The organism is Hydrosulfovibrio ferrireducens, assembly GCF_046883345.1.
GTDB lineage: Bacteria > Desulfobacterota > Desulfobulbia > Desulfobulbales > Desulfurivibrionaceae > Thiovibrio > Thiovibrio ferrireducens.
Map to the genome: position 1 here is coordinate 212462 of NZ_JALKCW010000010.1, position 19435 is coordinate 231896.

At 57.5% G+C, this 19435-nt stretch carries 17 protein-coding genes and 1 pseudogene; 12 read left to right on the forward strand and 6 right to left on the reverse strand.

Annotated features, from left to right (window positions below):
* Positions 1-167 precede the first annotated feature (167 nt).
* The 10 genes and pseudogenes from MWR57_RS04490 (at position 168) to MWR57_RS04530 (ending at position 9241) form a co-directional block, all read left to right on the forward strand.
* Entirely contained in the window at positions 168-1034 is an 867-nt protein-coding gene (locus MWR57_RS04490) for a hypothetical protein (protein WP_423123590.1), read from the forward strand.
* Positions 1035-1152: 118 nt separating this feature from the next.
* On the forward strand, positions 1153-1812 hold the full coding sequence (locus MWR57_RS04495; protein ID WP_423123591.1) for a response regulator: 660 nt from the start codon (positions 1153-1155) through the stop codon (positions 1810-1812).
* Positions 1813-1899: 87 nt separating this feature from the next.
* A complete protein-coding gene (locus MWR57_RS04500; protein ID WP_423123592.1) occupies positions 1900-3933 on the forward strand; it encodes an OmpA family protein in 2034 nt (677 codons plus the stop codon).
* 76 nt (positions 3934-4009) lie between these two features.
* Entirely contained in the window at positions 4010-4639 is a 630-nt protein-coding gene (locus MWR57_RS04505; protein ID WP_423123593.1) for a DUF47 domain-containing protein, read from the forward strand.
* Positions 4632-4850 (forward strand): annotated as a pseudogene (locus MWR57_RS14440) (inorganic phosphate transporter); the annotation flags it as partial. The gene MWR57_RS04505 and the pseudogene MWR57_RS14440, both read left to right, overlap by 8 nt.
* Positions 4851-5027: 177 nt before the next feature.
* A complete protein-coding gene (locus tag MWR57_RS04510) occupies positions 5028-5996 on the forward strand; it encodes an inorganic phosphate transporter (protein WP_479723944.1) in 969 nt (322 codons plus the stop codon).
* Between the two features lie 179 nt (positions 5997-6175).
* Positions 6176-6799, forward strand: a complete 624-nt coding sequence (locus tag MWR57_RS04515; protein ID WP_423123595.1) for a hypothetical protein — start codon at positions 6176-6178, stop codon at positions 6797-6799.
* A 163-nt stretch (positions 6800-6962) separates the two neighbouring features.
* A complete protein-coding gene (locus MWR57_RS04520) occupies positions 6963-7763 on the forward strand; it encodes a Mut7-C RNAse domain-containing protein (RefSeq protein WP_423123596.1) in 801 nt (266 codons plus the stop codon).
* Positions 7764-7798: 35 nt separating this feature from the next.
* Positions 7799-8368, forward strand: coding sequence for a hypothetical protein (locus MWR57_RS04525; RefSeq protein WP_423123597.1), 570 nt, complete (start codon positions 7799-7801; stop codon positions 8366-8368).
* Between the two features lie 204 nt (positions 8369-8572).
* Positions 8573-9241, forward strand: coding sequence for a hypothetical protein (locus tag MWR57_RS04530; RefSeq protein WP_423123598.1), 669 nt, complete (start codon positions 8573-8575; stop codon positions 9239-9241).
* Positions 9242-9298: 57 nt separating this feature from the next.
* On the opposite strand, the gene MWR57_RS04535 is transcribed toward MWR57_RS04530, so the two are convergent.
* Positions 9299-9787 (reverse strand): sll1863 family stress response protein, encoded by a 489-nt coding sequence (locus tag MWR57_RS04535; RefSeq protein WP_423123599.1) that lies wholly within the window; start codon positions 9785-9787, stop codon positions 9299-9301.
* Between the two features lie 297 nt (positions 9788-10084).
* Between MWR57_RS04535 and MWR57_RS04540 the strand changes: the two genes are divergently transcribed.
* Together MWR57_RS04540 and ade are read left to right on the forward strand one after the other, a co-directional pair.
* A complete protein-coding gene (locus MWR57_RS04540; RefSeq protein WP_423123600.1) occupies positions 10085-10570 on the forward strand; it encodes a BCAM0308 family protein in 486 nt (161 codons plus the stop codon).
* A 110-nt stretch (positions 10571-10680) separates the two neighbouring features.
* Entirely contained in the window at positions 10681-12303 is a 1623-nt protein-coding gene (gene ade, locus MWR57_RS04545) for an adenine deaminase (RefSeq protein ID WP_423123601.1), read from the forward strand.
* Between the two features lie 27 nt (positions 12304-12330).
* On the opposite strand, the gene MWR57_RS04550 is transcribed toward ade, so the two are convergent.
* From MWR57_RS04550 to MWR57_RS04570, 5 genes are all read right to left on the reverse strand, one after another.
* Positions 12331-13032 (reverse strand): response regulator, encoded by a 702-nt coding sequence (locus tag MWR57_RS04550; protein WP_423123602.1) that lies wholly within the window; start codon positions 13030-13032, stop codon positions 12331-12333.
* A 204-nt stretch (positions 13033-13236) separates the two neighbouring features.
* Positions 13237-13920, reverse strand: coding sequence for a phosphate signaling complex protein PhoU (gene phoU, locus MWR57_RS04555; RefSeq protein ID WP_423123603.1), 684 nt, complete (start codon positions 13918-13920; stop codon positions 13237-13239).
* A 390-nt stretch (positions 13921-14310) separates the two neighbouring features.
* Positions 14311-15099: a phosphate ABC transporter ATP-binding protein PstB gene (pstB, locus tag MWR57_RS04560; RefSeq protein WP_423123604.1), complete on the reverse strand. Its 789-nt coding sequence runs from the start codon at positions 15097-15099 to the stop codon at positions 14311-14313.
* Positions 15100-15348: 249 nt separating this feature from the next.
* Positions 15349-16941, reverse strand: a complete 1593-nt coding sequence (pstA, locus tag MWR57_RS04565; protein WP_423123605.1) for a phosphate ABC transporter permease PstA — start codon at positions 16939-16941, stop codon at positions 15349-15351.
* A 163-nt stretch (positions 16942-17104) separates the two neighbouring features.
* On the reverse strand, positions 17105-19327 hold the full coding sequence (locus MWR57_RS04570) for an ABC transporter permease subunit (protein ID WP_423123606.1): 2223 nt from the start codon (positions 19325-19327) through the stop codon (positions 17105-17107).
* Positions 19328-19435 lie beyond the last annotated feature (108 nt).

Consider the following 19435-nt stretch of genomic DNA (forward strand, 5'->3'; position numbering starts at 1 on the left):
GAAGCCCTTGCCGGGCAATACTGCCATTCGTGGCCGTCGCGACGGCTGGGAAACGGACACGGGGATTATTGCGTAACAACGCTTAAAAACTTGTGCCGCAAGACAATACAGATTAGTAAAAATAGAGGAAGCACTTCTTCTTTTCCCCTCAGACGGTGGCGGACAGTATGGAATTCATCATGATACGGGCCGGCTTTCTTTTTGACTGGATCGAGCTGCATCTGGAAAGCAAACAGGGCATGAAGTTTTTTGCCACGGTGCTGGTGAGTTTCTTTGTTTCCGCCATTATTCTCATCGAGTTGAACCGAAGGCTTCTTGTGCCCGAGCCGTTTGCCTCGCATGTTTCCCTTTCCCATCTTGCCGCCATTGAGCAGGCTTTCAACCTCTTGCTGGCCTTGGAGGTGGTGAGCCTTATCCTCAGCCTGTCCCACTCGGTCACCAAATCGGTGGGCAAACAGTTTGAAATCCTTTCCCTGATTCTCCTGCGGGATACCTTCAAGGAGTTTTCCCATTTCAGTGAACCGCTGCTCTGGGCGGAGATTGCCCCAACCCTGGGAAATATTATCGCCTCGGCGATTGGCGCGCTGCTTATCTTCGTTGTCCTGGGTTTTTTTTACAAGACCCAGCGCTCCCACCCGATCACCGGGGATGAGAAAATCCGCAGCCACTTCATCCTTGCCAAAAAGATGATCGCCCTGTTGTTGCTGGTCTCTTTCGTGGGCATCTGCCTCAATGACCTCTGGGGCTATTTTGCCCATGGGCTGCCGGAAAACGCCTTTGCCTCCTTTTACACCCTGCTTGTTTTCAGCGATGTGCTGGTGGTGCTCATTTCCCTGCGCTACAGCGCGCAGTACCAAGTTTCTTTCCGCAATTCCGGCTATGCCGTGGCCACGGTTCTTATCCGGCTGGCCCTGATTGCGCCGATCATCGTCGGCGCCGTGATCGGGGTGGGCACCACCTTGTTTGCCCTGGGGATCAGTCTGGCGTACAATGCTTTTGCTCCCCAACCGGAAGCGTTTGTCTGTAAAAACTAAAAAAACTCCGGGTCGCGGGCCTCAATTTTTACTGCGGCCGAAGTGCAACTACGGTATATAACCGGTGGAATATATGGTGGTTTTGTCCCGTGACTCCGGAGAACAATGAGGTGTTGCTATGGGTGTCTGTCGTATAGTGCTGGCTGATGATCATGCCCTGATCCGGCATGGGGTCAAGAAAATGATTGAACAGGACCCCGCGCTCAAGGTGGTCGGCGAGGCGGCCGACGGTCTGGAGCTCATTGCGCTGTTGAAAACCATCCCGGCCGATCTTGTCATCCTCGACATCTCCATGCCCAACCTGCGAGGGATCGAGGCGATCCGCGAGGTGCGCAAGATCTGTCCTGCGATCAAGGTGCTCATGCTGACCATGCACAAGGGCGAGCAGTACCTCTGTTCCTCCTTTGCCTCCGGGGCGGACGGCTATTTGCTCAAGGAGGATTCCGACACCGAGCTGCTGCCGGCCATCGCCAGGGTTCGCCAGGGCGAGTTGTACATCTCCCCCAATCTGGCCGGAGAATTTCCCGAAGACGTCATCGCCTCCTGTAGCCGCCGTGGCGATGGATTCGGCGAGATCCTGACCCCGAGGGAAAAGCAGATCCTGCAACTGGTGGCCGAGGGGGTAACGAGCCGGGATATCGCCGACAAGCTCGATATCAGCAAACGGACCGTCGAGCACCATCGGGCCAACATGATGAAAAAGCTCAACATCAAGCGCGTTGCCGACCTTATCAAGTATGCCATCGGCAGGGGGCTTTCCGACACCCCGCCAGAGTAAATTGATTCGCCCCCCTTTTTCATAAGAACAGTTTGCGACACCTTTGTCCCAATGCGGCACTGCCGCATCCGCCACAGGAGGAAGAGTATGAAAAAAGCCGTTGGTCTTCTCTGTTTGTTGCTGGCCATATTTTCATGGGTGGGCGTGGGGATGGCCCTTGACCCCCTGGAGGTGCGGACCCTCAGCCCGCAAGCGAAGCTGAGCTTTCAGCCGCTTGAGCAGGGCAAGGTTCTGGTCTCGGTCCAGGACAAGTCCGGGGATGCCATTTTGGGCTTGCAGAAAGAGGATTTTTCCATCAAGCAAGGACTGAAAACAGCGAAGATCATTTCGGTGGAGGATGTCCAGGAGCAACGGAACATCGGCCTCAATATCGTGCTGGTGGTGGACAATTCCTATTCCATGGAGCAGCGCAAGGCGGTGGAGCCCTTGCTGGCGGCCATGGACAGCTTTCTCACCTTGGTCCGGCCCATTGACAATGTCCATGTCGTCACCTTTGTCGATCCGGGGACGAGTCTGCCCCGGGTCTCCACCCGAACCTTCCAGGCAAACGAGGTTCCGGCCTTGAGTCAGTTCTTGCGGAGCAGTTTTTTCCCCGCCACCACCGACGGCACCTACCTCTATGACAGCATGCACAAGGGGCTGGAGATTATTCGCCAGATGCCTGCGGACAGCCAGAAGTTCATGCTCATTTTTTCCGACGGCGAAGACATCAACAGCACGCTGAAGAGGGAGGAGGTGCGCTTGGCGGCCACGGGGGTGAGCAATTTTTCCGCCTATGCCGTGGACTACATGGACAAGCCCGGCCTGGATCCATTCCTGACCTCCTTTGCCCAGGGCCATAACGGCATGATCCGCAAGGCCACCTCGGCCAATGATTTTCTGCCCATTCTCAAGAGCTTCTCCACCACCATTTTTCACCGTTACCTGGTCACCTACCGGTTCCTTGCCCCGCCCGCCGGAACCCTCGTCAGCGCGCCTGCCGCCGTGAATATCGAGGAGGTAACCGTGATGGACAGCTCTCCCATGCTGAACCATGTCTATTTCGACACCGGAAAAAGCCGTATCTCCGAAAGATACGTCGTCCTGGCTCCGGCGGAGACCGCGAACTTTTCCGAAGAGAAGCTGAAAGACACGATGGAGAAACACCATCAGGTCCTTAACGTCATCGGCAAACGGCTGCAAGCCAACCCCGAGGCCCGGATAACCCTGGTGGGCTGTAACTCCAACAGCGGCGTGGAAAAAGGGAAGATCGGGCTGGCAAGGAGCCGGGCCGAAGCGATTTTCGCCTATTTTGAGTCCGTATGGGGCATTGATCTGTCACGGATGGAAATCAAGGCGCGGAACCTTCCCGCCGTGCCCAGCACCAGCCGGGTGCCGGAAGGCGTTGTGGAAAATCAGCGGGTTGAGATTCTTTCCACCCATCCCGCCATCCTCGACACCATCAAGAGCACCTATGTGCAGGAGCAAGCCGATACCAAGGAGTTGCGGTTCGCTCCCACCCTGCAGGGGGAAACCGAGATCGAGAGCTGGCAACTCAGGCTGCTGGGCGCGGACAAGGTGCTGGCGACCAGGGAGGGCGCGGGCGCTCCGCCGGCGGAGGTGGCCTTTGCCCTGGAAACGCTGGGGTTGGGTAACCTTGTGCAACTGGGGCAGGTCAGCGCCGACCTTGAGGTGAAAGACAAGGAAGGCAACGTGTTCAGCACCGCCTCCGCTCCGGTCGCGATCAATTTTATCCGGCGGGAGGAGCGCATCGCCCAGAAGATCGGGAGCAAGGTCGTGGAGAAATATGGGTTGATCCTCTTTGACTTCGACCGGGCCGATCTGAAGGATCGCAACCAGATCATCGTCAACCGGGTGCTCGCCCGGGTTGCGGAACTCAAGGGGGTTGCCATGGACATCGCCGGGCACACCGATAGCATCGGCAAGGAAAAATACAATATTGAACTGTCCGGGCGGAGGGCAAAAGCGGTGTACGACTCCACCGTGCAGAGCGGGATAGTCGCAGAAGCCCAGATAACCCATGCGGGCAACGGCCCCAATAATCCGCCCTACGACAACAGCCTGCCCGAAGGGAGATCGCTCAACAGGACGGTGGTCATCAATCTCCAGTATACGGAGTAATTATTTGTGGCGGCCATGGGCTGCGTATCGGTTGATCGTCCGTTTTTTTTTATTGTTTGCCAAGGAGGTGAAGGTTGTGCGTTTTCCAGGAATGAGCAAGAAGCAGGGTTTTTACGCGCTGCTAGAAAAACAGGCGCAAGCCGCGGTGGATGCGGCCAAGGAATTTCAGGCCTTGGTCAATGATTTCGCCAATCTTGACCGGTACGCGGCAAGGATCAAGGAGATAGAGAGCGACGCAGACCACATCACCCATGAGCTTGCCAACCGGATCGACGCCACCTTTGTCACCCCTCTGGACAAGGAAGACCTGCACGCCCTGTCCAGCGAACTGGACGATGTGACCGATTGCATCGAGGCCTGCTCCGGCAGGATGGCGCTTTACGAACTGAAGCAACTGCGGCCTGATTTGGCTGGGCTGGTGGTGCTGCTGGTGCAGATCACCGAAGCCACGCTGGAGGCGGTCAAGACGCTGCGCACCAAGCCAAACCGGGATAAAGTTCAGGACCTTTTTATTCGCATTCATCAGATCGAAAACGAGCACGACGCGGCCTTCCGCAAGGCGCTTGCCTGTTTGCTCAACGCCCCGGATGCCGACCCGATCAACGTGATCAAGTGGAAAGCGGTGTACGACCGGATCGAAGTGGCGGTGGACAAATGCGAGGATGTCGCCCATATCATCGAAAGCGTGGTCGTGAAGTATGCTTAGCCTGTCCCTGGTGCTCGTGCTGGTTGTGGTCTGCGCCTTGGCCTTCGACTATATCAACGGCTTTCACGATACGGCCAACGCCATCGCCACGGTGGTTTCCACCCGGGTGCTTTCGCCGAGAAAGGCGATTATCATGGCGGCCTGTCTCAATTTTGTCGGCGCCCTGTTCTCCACCCAGGTGGCGATCACCGTGGCCAGCGGCCTCCTCGACACGGCGCGGTTTCAGGTCGCGGATATTCATCAGCCCGCAGCGTTGGCCGCCAAGCTGCAACATCCCGCTGATCCGGTTTCCCAATATCTGGCAACGCGGCTTTCCCCTGCAACCCAAGGGCTGCTCGGGCAATACCCGGCAGGCGGCGCTGTTTCCCAAGAGTTGCAGGAGGCCCTGGTGGCTGACTTGAATCGCGCCATCACCCAAACCGATCTCTACTCGGCCGAGCGGTTCGCCGGAGTCGCGCTCAAGGAGAAGACAGAGGCAAAGGCCAAGAATTCCAGCACGCTGAAACCGGAAGAACTGGCCAACACGAACCGGGCGCTGCTGGAAAAGGGGTATCCTCAGGAGCTTGGTTCCAATCAGCAGACGTTTCAGGTCGTTATCCTGGCTGCCATCCTCGGGGCAATCGTCTGGAACCTGATCACCTGGAAATTCGGCATCCCCAGCAGTTCCTCCCATGCTCTGATCGGCGGCTTGTGCGGCGCGGCCATTATCCACGGCGGGCTGCCTTCCGTCCTCTGGGGCGGAATTGTGCACAAGGTGCTTATTCCCCTGGTGGGTTCTCCGGCCATGGGCTTTATCATCGGCTTTTTGCTGATGGGCGGGATCTTTAAAACCCTTGCCAACGTGCATCCCGGGCGGGTGAGCGCGAGCTTTCGCAATCTGCAGATTGTTTCCGCCGCAGCCATGGCCTTTACCCACGGCCTCAACGACGCCCAGAAGAGCATGGGCATCATCACCATGGCCCTGGTCAGCGCCCGGATGATCCCCGAGCCCGTGGTTCCCTTGTGGGTGGTGCTCTCCTGTGCCACCGTCATGGCTCTGGGCACCTCGGTGGGCGGCTGGCGGATCATCAAGACCATGGGGCATAAGATCATCCGGCTGGAGCCGGTGCACGGCTTTGCCGCCGAGACTTCCTCCGCCATCGTCCTCTTTGTCACCAGCCATTTCGGCATGCCGGTGAGCACCACCCACGTCATCTCCGGCAGCATCTTCGGGGTGGGCACCAGCAAACGGCTGTCCGCAGTGCGTTGGGGTGTGGCGCAGAGCATGGTCATGGCCTGGGTCTTGACCCTCCCCGCCGCAGGGCTGGTTGCCGCGCTTTCCTATGAACTGTTGATGCTCATGGGGCTTGGCAGGTAGGAGGAAAAGAGGGGGGGTGCTTTGCCTGGAGTAGGACTACGGGAGAAGTTGCTTGCCTTGTTCGGTTTTTGTTTATTTTCCTGGCTATCATGATTTTCGGCATGATAGCCAGCTCCGCAGAATAATTTGTTAGCCTTGCATGTCTTTCGCACCGCCAACTCAGCCATTTCGTATGAGCGATGAAGTTTGAAATTGGAGATGAAACAGATCAGGCGCTCACAACAACGCTTGTTCATGAGTTTGTTCTCTGTAAAGACAGCTTTGAACGTTTCGCTGCTTTAGCAAAGATGAACATCATGGGGCGCCGCGACAAGGCCACAAAGATAAGGTGCTACGATGCCTACGCCAGTTTTCTTCATCATCTCTATGAATTCTACGTGGGGTGCATCAAGCGAGATTTCCGAAGCACTGTAAATGTACAAAGTAGAGTGCTCGATCAAATATTCAATCGTGAAGTTACAAAGTTGCTAAAGAATAGGGTTGACGCAATAAAGGGTGGTTACGCGCCGTCCTGGGAAAATCATATTTCCGTCTATCAAGTGGAAGTGCCCGCCGAATTTGGGGCGCAGTTCAGAAAAATCAGAAACAGAACAGTTCACGCAAGCACCAAACGCTCTTCGCCGGGAGACGAGCTCCCGCTTGGACAGTTTTACGAGAAATACCACGGATTCGTTTACCTTCTTTACTACTCGCCCCAGTGGCTTTGGACGGTAAAAGACATCGAGACACAGGATTGGAAATCAATTGAAGAATTTGATCTTGCAGTTCGTAGGTCGGGTAGAGGAACGAAACCCGACGTTTAAACGACAACATCATCCACCGTTCGACTGAAAACTGTTGGGTTTCGCAGGGCTCTACCCAACCTACGAACTGGCTATCATGATTTTTGGGCGTGATGAAAAAAAATAGGGGCATCCCCTTATTTTCCCCGGCAAACCCTTCACTGATCGAGGGCCTTCTCCCGCGATGATCATCAACTTTTGGGGAAACCTGAAAGAGCTGTTGCGCCCGCCGTTCCGTGGGCAACAGCGGGTTGCGTACGAACTCACCCGGCAGGCCTCGGTTAAGGATATCGTCGAGGCCTTGGGAGTCCCGCATACCGAGGTGGGACGCTTGGTTGTTGCCGGGAGGGAAATCTCTTTTGCCGCTCCCGGCGCCGATGATGACACCCTTGATGTATACCCCATCTCTCCCCCTGTGGATGTAACGACTCCAACCCTGCTCCGGCCCGAGCCCTTGCCTGGTATCACCTTTGCCGTGGATATGAATGTCGGCAAACTGGCCACCTTGCTGCGCATGGCAGGCTTTGACACCTTGTACCGCAGCGATATCTCCGATCCGGACCTTGTTGCGGTTGCCGTGCGGGAAAAACGCATCCTGCTGAGCAAGGATACGGATCTTTTAAAGCGAAAAGAGGTGGTCTTTGGCTATCTCGTTCGAGAGATCCAACCGGAAAAACAGTTGGCTGAAATTGTTCATCTTTTTGGGATAAGGGAACAATTCAAGCCGCTGAGCCGATGCCTGCGCTGCAATGCGCTTTTGCTACCAGTCGAGAAGCGGCAGATCCTGGATCGCTTGGAGCCGCTCACCCAAAAAATATTATCAGTTGTTCCAGCGATGTCCCTGCTGCGACAGGATATATTGGCCGGGAACCCATCGGGACACAATGCTTTTGATGTTGGCTCGCTGCGGAGCATGAATGACCGGTCATGTTCTCCGTTGTTTCTTTTTTGCGTGTTCGTTCTTATTCTATTAAAAGAAAAGTAATTCCTGTCGAGACACTCTTCACCAGGAGGTGGGTTATGGCGGATATCGGAAACGCGAAATTGCAGGGGCAGTCCTTCAACGCGATGCGGGCACAGTATGCCAAAGTCCAGCCTGCCGGGGAAAAGCGCGGACAAGGATCGGAGAAGGTTACGACCTTGGAAGCGTCCCTTGCCATGCAGGAGAAGACGGTCGATTTTCTGCTGGCGGCAAAGACCAAGGCCAAGGATCGCTTCGCAACGCAGTACGGCCTTGTGAAACGGGGCGAGGAAGAGACGCGGGATCTTGAAAGTTTTCAGTACAAGGGGAAATCCCTGGCCGACTTAAGCCCCGAGGAGGCGCAGACCCTGATTGCCGAGGACGGGTACTTCGGCGTCAGCAAGACGGCGGAGCGCCTTGCCGGATTTGTCCTGACCGGCGCCGGGGACAGCCTGGAACGATTGCAGGCCGGGCGTGAAGGCATCCAGAAGGGGTTCGAGGAGGCGGAACAGGCTTGGGGGGGAAAGCTGCCCGAGATCAGTTACCAGACGCTGAACAAGGCCCTGGAGATGATCGATGCCAGGATACAGGAGTTGGGCGGCGGGGCGCTGGTCGATGTGAAAGCCTGAGTGTGACCTGATAGACGAATTGGGCCGGAGCCGCACGATTGGTCATGCCAAACCGTTGTGGGCACAGGCGGGATCGCCGTTTTTGCGGGAAAGCCTTGATGAGTATGCGGAATTAAGCAGTGCCTTCCCCAGCATCTTGCAGTAAGGTGCCGCTCTGCTCGTTGTCCGCCGGAAGTTTTCGGCCCAAAAAGGAGAAGGCCCCGATTGATTGAAAATAGCACATGCAGGTTGAGCCCCAAGGAGTTCGGGGGTGGTGTCCCAATTGCCTCGGCAGAGAGTTTTGCCAACGGCGTGTATTCTTCCGTGGATGCCGCCACTGCCTGCGAATTGGCTCGGCTGCGCAACGAAGACGGCGTTGTTTCAAGTTGCGGGTCGGGTTGTTGTCATTGCTGCCGGTATCATATCCTGACCAACATTGTCGAGGCCCAGACCTTGGTGCAATACATCAAGCGGGAATTGTCCGCCGGGCAGATTGACGCTCTGCGGCTGCGCACCAAACAATGGCATGAGTGGGACAATTCAAGGCCGGGCAGGCCGTCGGGCGTCACCGACGGGCAGGCGGATCTTTCCGCTTACGAGCATTGCTGCCCTTTGGTGGTGGATGGCGTCTGCTGCGTTTATCCCGTGCGGCCGGTGGTGTGCCGAGCGCATTTCGTCTCGTCGCATCCCCGATCCTGCTGGGCTGCGAACGATCCGGAATCGCGCGAAGATGCTCCGGTGGTGCTCAAGTCCGTGGTGGCGGCGGCAGGGCCGTTTTCCTTGGTCATGCGGGATCATATCGAGGAGGCGGGTATGGATTTTACCCGCTCGCTCATGCTTCTTCCGCAGTGGCTGGCCGTTGAGATGGGCTGGGATTTCGCCATTTCCCCGTGAGTTCTCGCGGAGCGATCACCCAACCGGCCGGCGTGCCGCAGCCAAGACGTCACCCTTTCAACTGAATTTCGCCAAGGCCTTCTTGGCTGAGGTGCGCAATTCATCCCAAGCCTTATCAACCCCATGCTTGGTAATCTGCCAGGCATCCTCGCTTGCAGCCGCAAGGCTGCGGGCATTTTTCTTGAGTTCCTCGATCTTTCTTTCAAGTTTGTGGATTTCGGCGAGGGCCTCTATTTTGCCGGCTCCCATTTTTTTTTGCGATTTCATTTTCAGGTCGGCAAGCTTGCTGGCCAGGGTTTGCAACTCGGTCTGCATCTTTTTGAGGTACAGATTCTTGGTCTGTTCATATTTCTTTTCAAGCCCCTTTGCCGGCAAGCAGGCATTCCGCCAGGCGCAGGATAATTGATTGCAGTAATCCTTTGCCGTTTCAAAGCAGGGGAAATTGCCCTCCTTGCTCTGGATGGCCCGAATCAAGTCCACCTTCTTCATCTTGCCGGCCTGGATGCCCAACTGTTTTGCTTTTTCCTTGATTTCCGTCATGTTCATTGGTGTTCCTCCCTAACCAGAAAGAGTATTCATCCTGTAGTAATGATGATCGATCATTGTGAAATGGAATGTCAAGGGGATATTTTTTTGAAAAAGGAGGATCGCCCAAGCAGCCTGTCCTGCATGACGAAGGAGGAGATGCGGAAAAAAACGGATTTGGTTCTTGTGTTTTCCCCTCCTGCTGGATGTATAATTTAACCATGGGAGATGGCCATTGCGGCAATATGGCTTGGCTGGTCTACCCGTGCAGGAACTGTGCTGCCTGAAACTGAACCAAAGGACAAGGAGAGAAACCTCATGGACAAAGGCCAATTTGGAAGAAGAGACCGGCTGATTCAGGAAAAGCGGCATGACACCTATCATGAGCGGCGGAAATTGCCCGAGCCTACGGTGTGCAGCGAATGCAACGCAGTGTTCCTGGAGGGACGCTGGGCGTGGTGGGAACCGGCGGTCAATGCCCATGCCATTGTGTGCCCGGCCTGCCAGCGCATCAAGGATAATTTCCCGGCCGGCACCCTGGAGATTCGGGGGGGATTTTTCGCAACCCATCATGAGGAGATCACGAATTTAATCCACAACCTGGAAGCCCAGGAGAAAAAAGCGCATCCCATGGAGCGGCTCATGGCCATTACCGAGGAAAAAGAGTGCACCACTGTAACCACCACCGGCATCCATCTGGCCCGGCGGATTGGCGAGGCCTTGAATAATGCCTATCAGGGTGAGCTTGATTTCGCCTACGGCGATGGAGAAAAAAGCATCCGACTCAACTGGGTTCGGGAATAAGCGATCCGAGTGATTGAGAAAAGGCTCGGGAGGCCCTGTTTGGTTGTCCGGCATGAGGGCTGGTCTCCCGGGTCTTTCCTCTCTCAGCCTGTGTCGTTTTCAGGAGAGTTATGGAAAAAAGATCCGGAATCATTGTTGATCCTGTGGCCCGCCGGCAATTTTCCGGGACCCTGGTTATCGATCAGGGCCGAATTGTTGAAATTCTTCCCGACTCTGCGGTTAAAGGCCCTTTTCTCCTGCCGGGCCTGATAGATTCCCATATCCATATCGAAAGCTCCATGCTGACTCCGGCCGCCTTTGCAGCAAAAGCGGTGTGCCACGGCACGGTGGCGGTGGTGGCAGATCCCCATGAGATCGCCAACGTCCTCGGTGTTGACGGCATCGATTTCATGATCGACAGCGGCCGACAGGCGCCGCTCAAGTTTTATTTCGGTGCGCCCTCCTGCGTGCCTGCCACCGGGTTTGAAAATAATGGGGCAACGCTTGATGCCCTGGCGGTGGAAACGCTGCTCCGGCGGGAGGATATCTTCTTTCTCGCCGAGATGATGAATTTTCCCGGGGTCATCGGCCGGGACCCGGAGGTCATGGCCAAGCTTGGCGCCGCCGCGAAGATGGGCAAAAGGGTGGACGGCCACGCCCCCGGTTTGCGCGGGGATGCGCTGGCAGCTTACGCGCAGGCGGGGATTTCCACCGATCATGAATCGGGTACCCTGGAAGAGTGCTACAAGAAATTGGCCCTGGGCATGAAAATTCTCCTGCGCCAGGGCTCAAGCGCCCGCGATTTCGAGGTGTTGCATCCGCTGATTACCAGCCATTCCGCCCGATGCATGCTCTGCAGCGATGATCTCAAGCCCGCGGATCTGGTTCGCGGCCACATCAATCTGCTGGTCAAACAGGCGCTCAGCCTGGGGCATGATCTCTTTGATATCCTGCAATGCGCCTGCGTCAATCCGGTGCGCCATTACCGGCTCGCTGTCGGGTTGCTGCAAAAGGGAGATCCGGCGGACTTCATCGTGGTTGAGGATCTTGAGCGCATGGAGGTCGGCGAGACCTGGATTGCCGGGGAAATGGCAAGTCTTAGAGGGCAGCCTCTTTTTTCGGCCAAGCCGCCCAGGCCGGTCAATCGCTGTAATGCGGCGCCGATTGCGGCAGGGCAGTTGCAGGTGCGGGCACAGGGTGGACGGGTGAAGGTTATTGAGGTGACGGACGGCCAGATTGTCACCGGCTGCGGGTTTTATCCCCTGGCAACGGGCAGCGCGGTTGTCGAAGCGGACCCGGATGCGGACCTGTTGAAGATCCTGGTCCAGAACCGCTACAGGCCTGCGCCTCCCGCCATCGGCTTTGTCCGGGGATTCGGCTTGAAGCACGGGGCCATGGCCTCGTCCATCGCCCACGACTCCCACAACCTCATCGCCATTGGCAGCAACGATCTGGATCTGGCCCGGGCCGTGAACCTGCTCCGGGAAAGCAGCGGCGGTATCTGTTTTGTGCAGGGGAAGGAAGAGTGGAGGATGGCCTTGCCGGTGGCAGGCCTCATGGGGCTTGGGAGCTGCGAGGAAATGGCCGGAAACTACAGCGCCATTGAGCAACGGGTCAAGGAAAACGGCTGCTTTTTGCAGACCCCCTTCATGACCATGGCCTTTCTGGCCCTGCCCGTAATCCCAGCGCTGAAGATCACCGATCTGGGACTTTTTGACGGGGAAAAATTCGCACTGACCGACCTCTTTGTCTGAGATCCCCGGGAAATCGACGATCCTGCCCTAGCCCTGCATGCGGTAGCCGATGCCGCGTACGGTTTCGATGTGTTTGCCCGCTTCGCCCAGCTTTTTCCGCAACCCGAACACCTGCACGTCCACGGCCCGGGGAGTGATGACGTAGTCGTAGCCCCGAACCCCGTCGATGATCTGCTGGCGGTTGAAGACCCAGCCCGGTCGCCGGGCCAGCAGCTCCAGGATGGAAAATTCCGTCACCGTTAGGGGGATGGCTTCCTCGCCCACCAGCACCTCGTAGCGGTTGGGGTCGATGGTTATCCCGTGGATGGTGAGCGGGCCGGTTTTTTTGCTTCCGCCCCCTTCCTCGCTCAACCCCTCCTTGCGGCGCAGGGCGGCCTTGATCCGGGAGATGAGGATTTTGGGGCTGAAGGGCTTGGTGATGTAGTCGTCCGCCCCGAGATCGAGGCCCGCGGCCATGTCGTTTTCTTCGCTTTTGGCGGTGAGCATGACAATGGGCAGATTCTTGGTTTTCGGGTCCTTGCGCACCAGCTTGCAGATCTCGAAGCCGCTCAAGCCGGGGAGCATGAGGTCCAGCACGATCAGCTCCGGCTTTTCCCGCTTGATGACGCTGAGCGCCTGCTCGCCGTTGTCGGCATAGAGCACATGGAAACCAGCCTTGGCCAGGTTGTAGCCCACCAACTGCTGGATGTTTTCGTCATCTTCCACGACAAGGATGGTTTCTCTGGCCATTGCTTTCTCCGCAACCGTCCAGGAGCACCGCATCTGCTTTGTCATCGGCCTGGTTCGCATACCTGGTGTATGGCGAACAGGCCTCTTCCGCGCATCTACGGCACTCCTGAACGGTTGCAATCCTGGGGCTGCCGGAAGTTTATGGGCGGCCCCGTATGAAATTTATTTATCCTGGGCAGTGTGACTGTGACAGTTTCCGTAAGGCTATCGTGTTATATGATGGCGGACAATCTTGCCCTGCGCCATATAAATAATGTCTTCGCAGATATTGGTGCAGTGGTCGGCTATGCGTTCCATGCTTCTGGCCACGCTGATCAGTTTGGCCAGATAGACCTGCTGGGCAGGGTCGCGCATGATGATCTCCTCCATCTCGGTGCGAATGGCGCCCTTGGCCCGGTCCACCTCGTCGTCCTCCAAACACACCTTGTAGGCCAGGTCGGTATCCTCGCTGACAAAGGCCTCCATGGTATTCTGAAACATCCAGATGGTTTTTGCAAACATGGCGTTGAACATCTCGGGAATCTGCATGCCGTCGGCGGCAAAGTGGACCGGGTCGATGTCGTGGAGCAGGATGACCTTGTCCGCGATCTTGGCGGCCAGATCGCCGATGCGTTCCAGATCGTTGTCGATCTTGAGCACGGTGACGATGAAGCGCAGGTCGCCGGCCACGGGTTGGTGCAGGGCCAGGAGGCGCAGACATTCCTCTTCCACGCTGATCTCCATGGAGTCGATCTCGCCCTTGTCCGTGGCGATCACCTGCCGGGCCAGGTCGGGATTTTTTCCCCACAGCGCCTTGACCGCTTTCTGCAGGTTTTCCTGCACTGCCGTGCCGAGAAAGACGATCTGGTTTTTGAGTTTTTCTATTTCCGTCTGGATGTTTTTAGCCATGGAATTGCTCCTTATTGTGCATAAAACCACCGCATTGAGCGGAGGATCCGGAAAGTTTTGCGCGATCCGGTATTATTGCCAGTATGTTTGTTCATTTTCTTTGCTTGCCCAAAGAAAACGAACCAAAAGAAAGGGCACCCAGTCACTTGTCCCGCCGCAGGCGGGATTCCCTGTGCTGCTCGTCTTGGCCGGGCGCTTGCAAACTCGGCTTCGCCTCAAACAGTGCAAGCACCTCATTCGGCCAAGGCTGCGCTGCTCGGCGGCGTAACAATGGGAAAGTTCGTAACCGGCCAGCAGTGCCGCAGATGCGAGGAAGAGGTCTGCGAAGTGTGCTATTGCACATGAGCAGGCCGATGACAAAGCAGATGCGGTGCTGCTGGCCGGTTACTCTCAGCCGAAGCGGCCGGTAATGTAATCCTCTGTTTCCTTTTTTTCCGGCATGGTGAACAGGGTCTGGGTCGGCCCGTATTCGATCAACTCGCCAAGGTACATGTACGCCGTGTAATCGGAGATGCGCGCCGCCTGCTGCATGTTGTGGGTGACGATGATGATGGTGTACTCGCCCCGCAGCTCGCGGATGAGATCCTCGATTCGCGAGGTGGAGCGCGGGTCCAGGGCCGAGCAGGGCTCGTCCATGAGGATGATCTCCGGGCTTACCGCAATGGCGCGGGCGATGCAGAGCCGCTGCATCTGGCCGCCGGAAAGGCCCATGGCCGACTGGTGCAGGCGGTCCTTGACCTCGTCCCAGAGGGCGGCCCGTTTTAGGCATTTTTCTGCGGCCTCGTCGAGCACGTTTTTGTCTTGGATGCCCGCGATCCTGAGGCCGTAGACGATGTTTTCGTAGATGGACTTGGGGAAGGGATTCCATTTCTGGAAAACCATGCCGACCTTGCGCCGCAGTTCAATCACATCCAGGGCAGGGTCGTTGATGTTTTCCCCGTTGATCGTGATGGCCCCTTCAATCCGCAGTCCGTCGACCAGATCGTTCATCCGGTTGATGCAGCGAAGCAGGGTGGATTTGCCGCAGCCCGAGGGGCCGATCAGGGCGGTCACCTGCTGGCCCGGAATTCCGAAGGTCAGATTTTTAAGCGCCTGGCTCGCCCCGTAGTAGAGGTTCAGATTTTCGACCTTGACCTGCGGGTTTTCTATACGGATTATGGCGGTGTCGGTGGCTGACATGTTCTCTCCTCGTTAGAGCCTCTTGCACAATTGGAAAAGGCTTCCATATTTACTCCCCTCGCCCGCGTGCGGGAGAGGGGTTGGGGGAGAGGGCAAATGCAACCTGCCGGGTTGACATCTGTTTCCCCCTCTCCCTAACCCTCCCCCCTCGGGGGGAGGGGACTTTTTTGCTTTATGCGAGCGGCTCCGTTAGTAACTGATTACGGGCCCGGGCAATTTGGTATCGTGCCCACCCATATCCGTAAGCTCCTACACATCAACCACGGAATGGCGTTGCCGCATCTTGTTGCGCAGATAGATGGCCGTGCTGGTCATGGCGAGCACGATCAGGATCAGCAGCAGGGTGGTGACGTAGACCATGGGCTTGGCCGCCTCCACATTGGGAGACTGGAAGCCGATGTCGTAGATATGAAACCCCAGATGCATGAATTTCCGGTCCAGGTGCAGATAGGGGAAGACCCCGTCCAGGGGCAGGGCCGGAGCCAGCTTGACCACCCCGGTGATCATCAGCGGGGCCACCTCGCCCGCGGCCCTGGCCATGGCCAGGATGAAGCCGGTGAGGATGCCGGGCGAGGCCATGGGCAGCAGAATCCGGGTCAGGGTCTGGAGCTTGGTGGCGGCCAGGGCCTGGGAGCCTTCCCGGATGCCCGGCGGGATCGAGCCCAACGCCTCTTCCGTGGCCACGATCACCACCGGCACGGTGAGCAGCCCCAAGGTAAGGCTGGTCCAGAGGATGCCGCCGGTGCCGAAGGTCGGGGTGGGCAGCCGTTCCGGAAAAAACAACTGATCGATGCCCCCGCCGATCCCGTAGACGAAAAAGCCCAGGCCGAAGATGCCGTAGACGATGGAGGGGATGCCGGCCAGGTTGTTGACCGCGATGCGGACCATCTTCACCAGCCAGCCGTCCTTGGCGTATTCACGCAGGTAGATGCCTGCCAGCACCCCCAGCGGGAAGGAGAGGATGGACATGAGAAAGATCAGCATGACGGTGCCGAAGATGGCCGGGAACAAGCCGCCCTCGGTGTTTGATTCCCGAGGTTCGTCAAAGAACAATTCCCGCAGCCGCTCCAGGTAATAGGCGCACTTGGCGAAAAAGGACATGGAGTTTGGCTGGTAGGCGCGGACGATGTTGGGCAGGGCAATGGCCTTGGGCTGGCCATTGGCATCGGTGAAGATCGCCTGGTTGGTGGCCAGGGCCGCGGATTTTTCCCCGAGGATGGAGACCAGCGCCTCGAACTCGGTTTTGAGCCCCTGCTTTTCTCCTTGCATGGCGGCGATGGCCGGGGTGTTCTCCTCCTTGTTGTAGCGGGCCTTGGCCAGGTGATGGTCGATCAGCTCCACCCGCCGGTTGAGGTTGGCGATCTTTTTGCCCAAAAGATGCACCTCAACTTTCCGGTCTTCGAGGGCGGCAATGGTCTGGGCCAGACTGTTGGACCCGGAGACGGGCGGGGAGATTCCCTTGACCTCGAATTCGCTTAAATATCCGTAGAAATTGCCGTATTCCTGGCGCTCAAGCACATGGACATCTTTCGGGTAGGTGAGAGTGGTGATCTCCGAGGCATCCACCCATTTGAAGTCAAGTCCGTAGAGATCCCGGTTGCCGATCTTGAATTGGAGCCGCTTCTTTTCCGTATGGGGGATGGTTTCTTCCTGGACAATCTCTCCAAGCAGGGACCGGCCATCCTGCAGGGTCGCCAGGGCGACCTTTTTCGGCCAGAATACCGCGAGGCCATTGGCCAGCACGACATAGAAGAGAAGCAGGGTCAGAAAGAGGATCAGGGAAAGGGCCAGGCCCGTGGCCCAGACGAATGGCTCTCCCTGCCGCCAGAATTTTTTGGTCATGGTGTTTTCTCCGAACTTATAGGACGTTGCCACGAAATCTACGAAAGAACTTGCTTCGAGCAGGTGCTTCGACAGGCTCAGCACGAACGGAATATCAATGCATTAAGATAATGTCCGTTCACCCTGAGCCTGTCGAAGGGCTGCTGTTGCGCCTCCATCCTCTTTAATACCGCCCATATTTCTTCCGCAATCGCTCGCGGACCAGCTCCGCTCCGGTGTTCACCACAAAGGTCAGGGCGAAGAGCATGGAGGCGCAGAGGAAGAGCACCCGGTACAGGGTGCCGCCCAGCGGCGCTTCAGGAATCTCCACGGCGATGTTGGCGGACAGGGTCCGCATGCCGTTGAAGATGGACCAGTCGAGGATGGGGGTGTTGCCGGTAGCCATGAGCACGATCATGGTTTCCCCCACCGCCCGGCCAAAGCCGATCATGATCGCGGCAAAGATGCCGGGGCTGGCCGAGGGCAGCACCACCCGCCAGATCGTCTGCCAGCGGCTGGCGCCCAAGGCCAGGGAGGCGGCGGTCAGGCTGGGCGGGATGTTGGAGATGGCGTCCTCGGTGATGGAAAAGATGATGGGGATCACCGCGATGCCAAGGCCAAAGGCGATGATGATGCAGTTGCGCTGGTCATAGCGCAACCCCAGGTCGTTGTAGAGCCATTGCTTGAAGTCGCCTCCAAAGAGCACCTGCTCAACAGTGGGCGCGATCCCCACGGCCAAGGCCGCAGTCAGGAGGATGACCGGCACCAGCAGCAGAAATTCATGGCCGTTGCAGAAATTTTGCAGGGTGGGCGTTTTGTAGAAGGGCTTGAGGACAGCCATGATCGTCACGAAGATGAGCGGCAGGAGCAGCACCCCCAGGATCACGGCGAGGATGGCCTTTTCTACGATGGGCGCCAGCCAGAGGGCGATGAGAAAGCCGATGACCACCGAGGGGATCGAGGCCATGATCTCCACCACCGGCTTGACCGTCTTTTTAAAGGCGGCGGTGCTGAACTGGCTGGTGTAGACCGCGCCGAAGATGGCCAGCGGCACGGCAAAGATCATGGCGTAGAGGGTGCCCTTGATGGTGCCGAAGAGCAGCGGGATCAGGCTGAATTTCGGCTCGAAATCATCGGAGGCGGAGGAGGATTGCCAGACATACTCCGGCTTGTCGTAGCTTTCGTACCAGACCTTGCCGAACAGGGTTTTCAGGCTGACCTCCGGGTGGGGGGCATCGACCCTCCAGACGGTAAGGGTGTTGCGCGAATCAAGGCCGATCAGGCCGTTGCCCTGGCCGGAGATGCCTGCCATGGTCAGGGCGGGGTCAATATCCAGCAGATGTTTTTCGCTGGTCATATGATCGAAATGGGTCTTGCCGTCTGCCCCTAAGCTGACCAGGGATTTGGAGCGGCGGGAGGGGATGATGCTCTCCACCGGGGCCTGGTGACTGGTCAGGGTGTGGGTTTTGCGGAGCCGCCGCACCCGGTTGTCTCCTTCCCCGGTCCAGATCTGGCTCCAGGTGGCAAGACCGCCATCGGCGTCGCCCACGGCCACGGAGATGTCGCCGAACACCATGGCCAGGGCGGTGACAGGTTTATTTCCGGTTACGGCCACCACGTTGTCGGTGCGCTCGGCACTCTCGTTTTCTCCCAGGTCCCAGCGTAGCAGGCTGCCGGTATCGGTGCCGGCAAACAGGGTGTTGCCTTGCTCATCCAGGGTGAAAATGGTGATTGTGCCCGGCAGCTCTTCGTTGAGCAGAAAAGAAAATGCCTCTTTTTTTTCATCGCCCAAAATATTGGTGGTGACGACCTCATGGTCTATCTGGAACCGGTTGTTTGCCAGCAGCGCCACCTGGGTCAGCCGGTCTTCATGAGCGCGAACCATCATGCTCTTGACCGGGGCGGGATAGCGACGGGCAGGGTATTCGCCCAGTTGGCTGATCTCAGGCTGCACGGTCCGTTGGCCGGACTCGTCATAAAGGAGCCGGAAATCCACCTGGGAAACGGTGACGCTGTTGTCTTCCCACAGCAGGGCAAAGACGTTGTTCTTGTTGCTCTCGACGGATTGCACCTTGGCCTTTCGGGTGGAGGCCGGGGCATTGAAAAAGGGCTTGCCCGAGGCGAGATCGTAGAAGGAGAAAAGCCCGGTGGTGTCCAGGGTAAAACCAACCTCCTGGGTATCGTCCATGCCCACGGCAAGGACAGGGGCTGTTCCGGATTTCACGGCAAACCGGTGGCTGATCTCGGCGTCGGCCGACTGAAACAGCGGCAGGGTCACCCGGACGATCAGCACCAGGATGGCGATGACGCTGGCGATGACCAGCAGACCGCCCACGGTGATGGCGCGGGTGGCGAACCGGTCCTGCCTGCGGACCTTTTTGATGAATTGTTTGTCGAGTTTCTGCATGGGGTTCCTTGCTGTTCTGAATCCTTCTGCTGCGAACGGCTTCTACTGAAGAAGCCCCCGGGAAGGCATGCCCTGGGGCTTCTGCCTTCCCGGGGGCCGGGAGGTGAA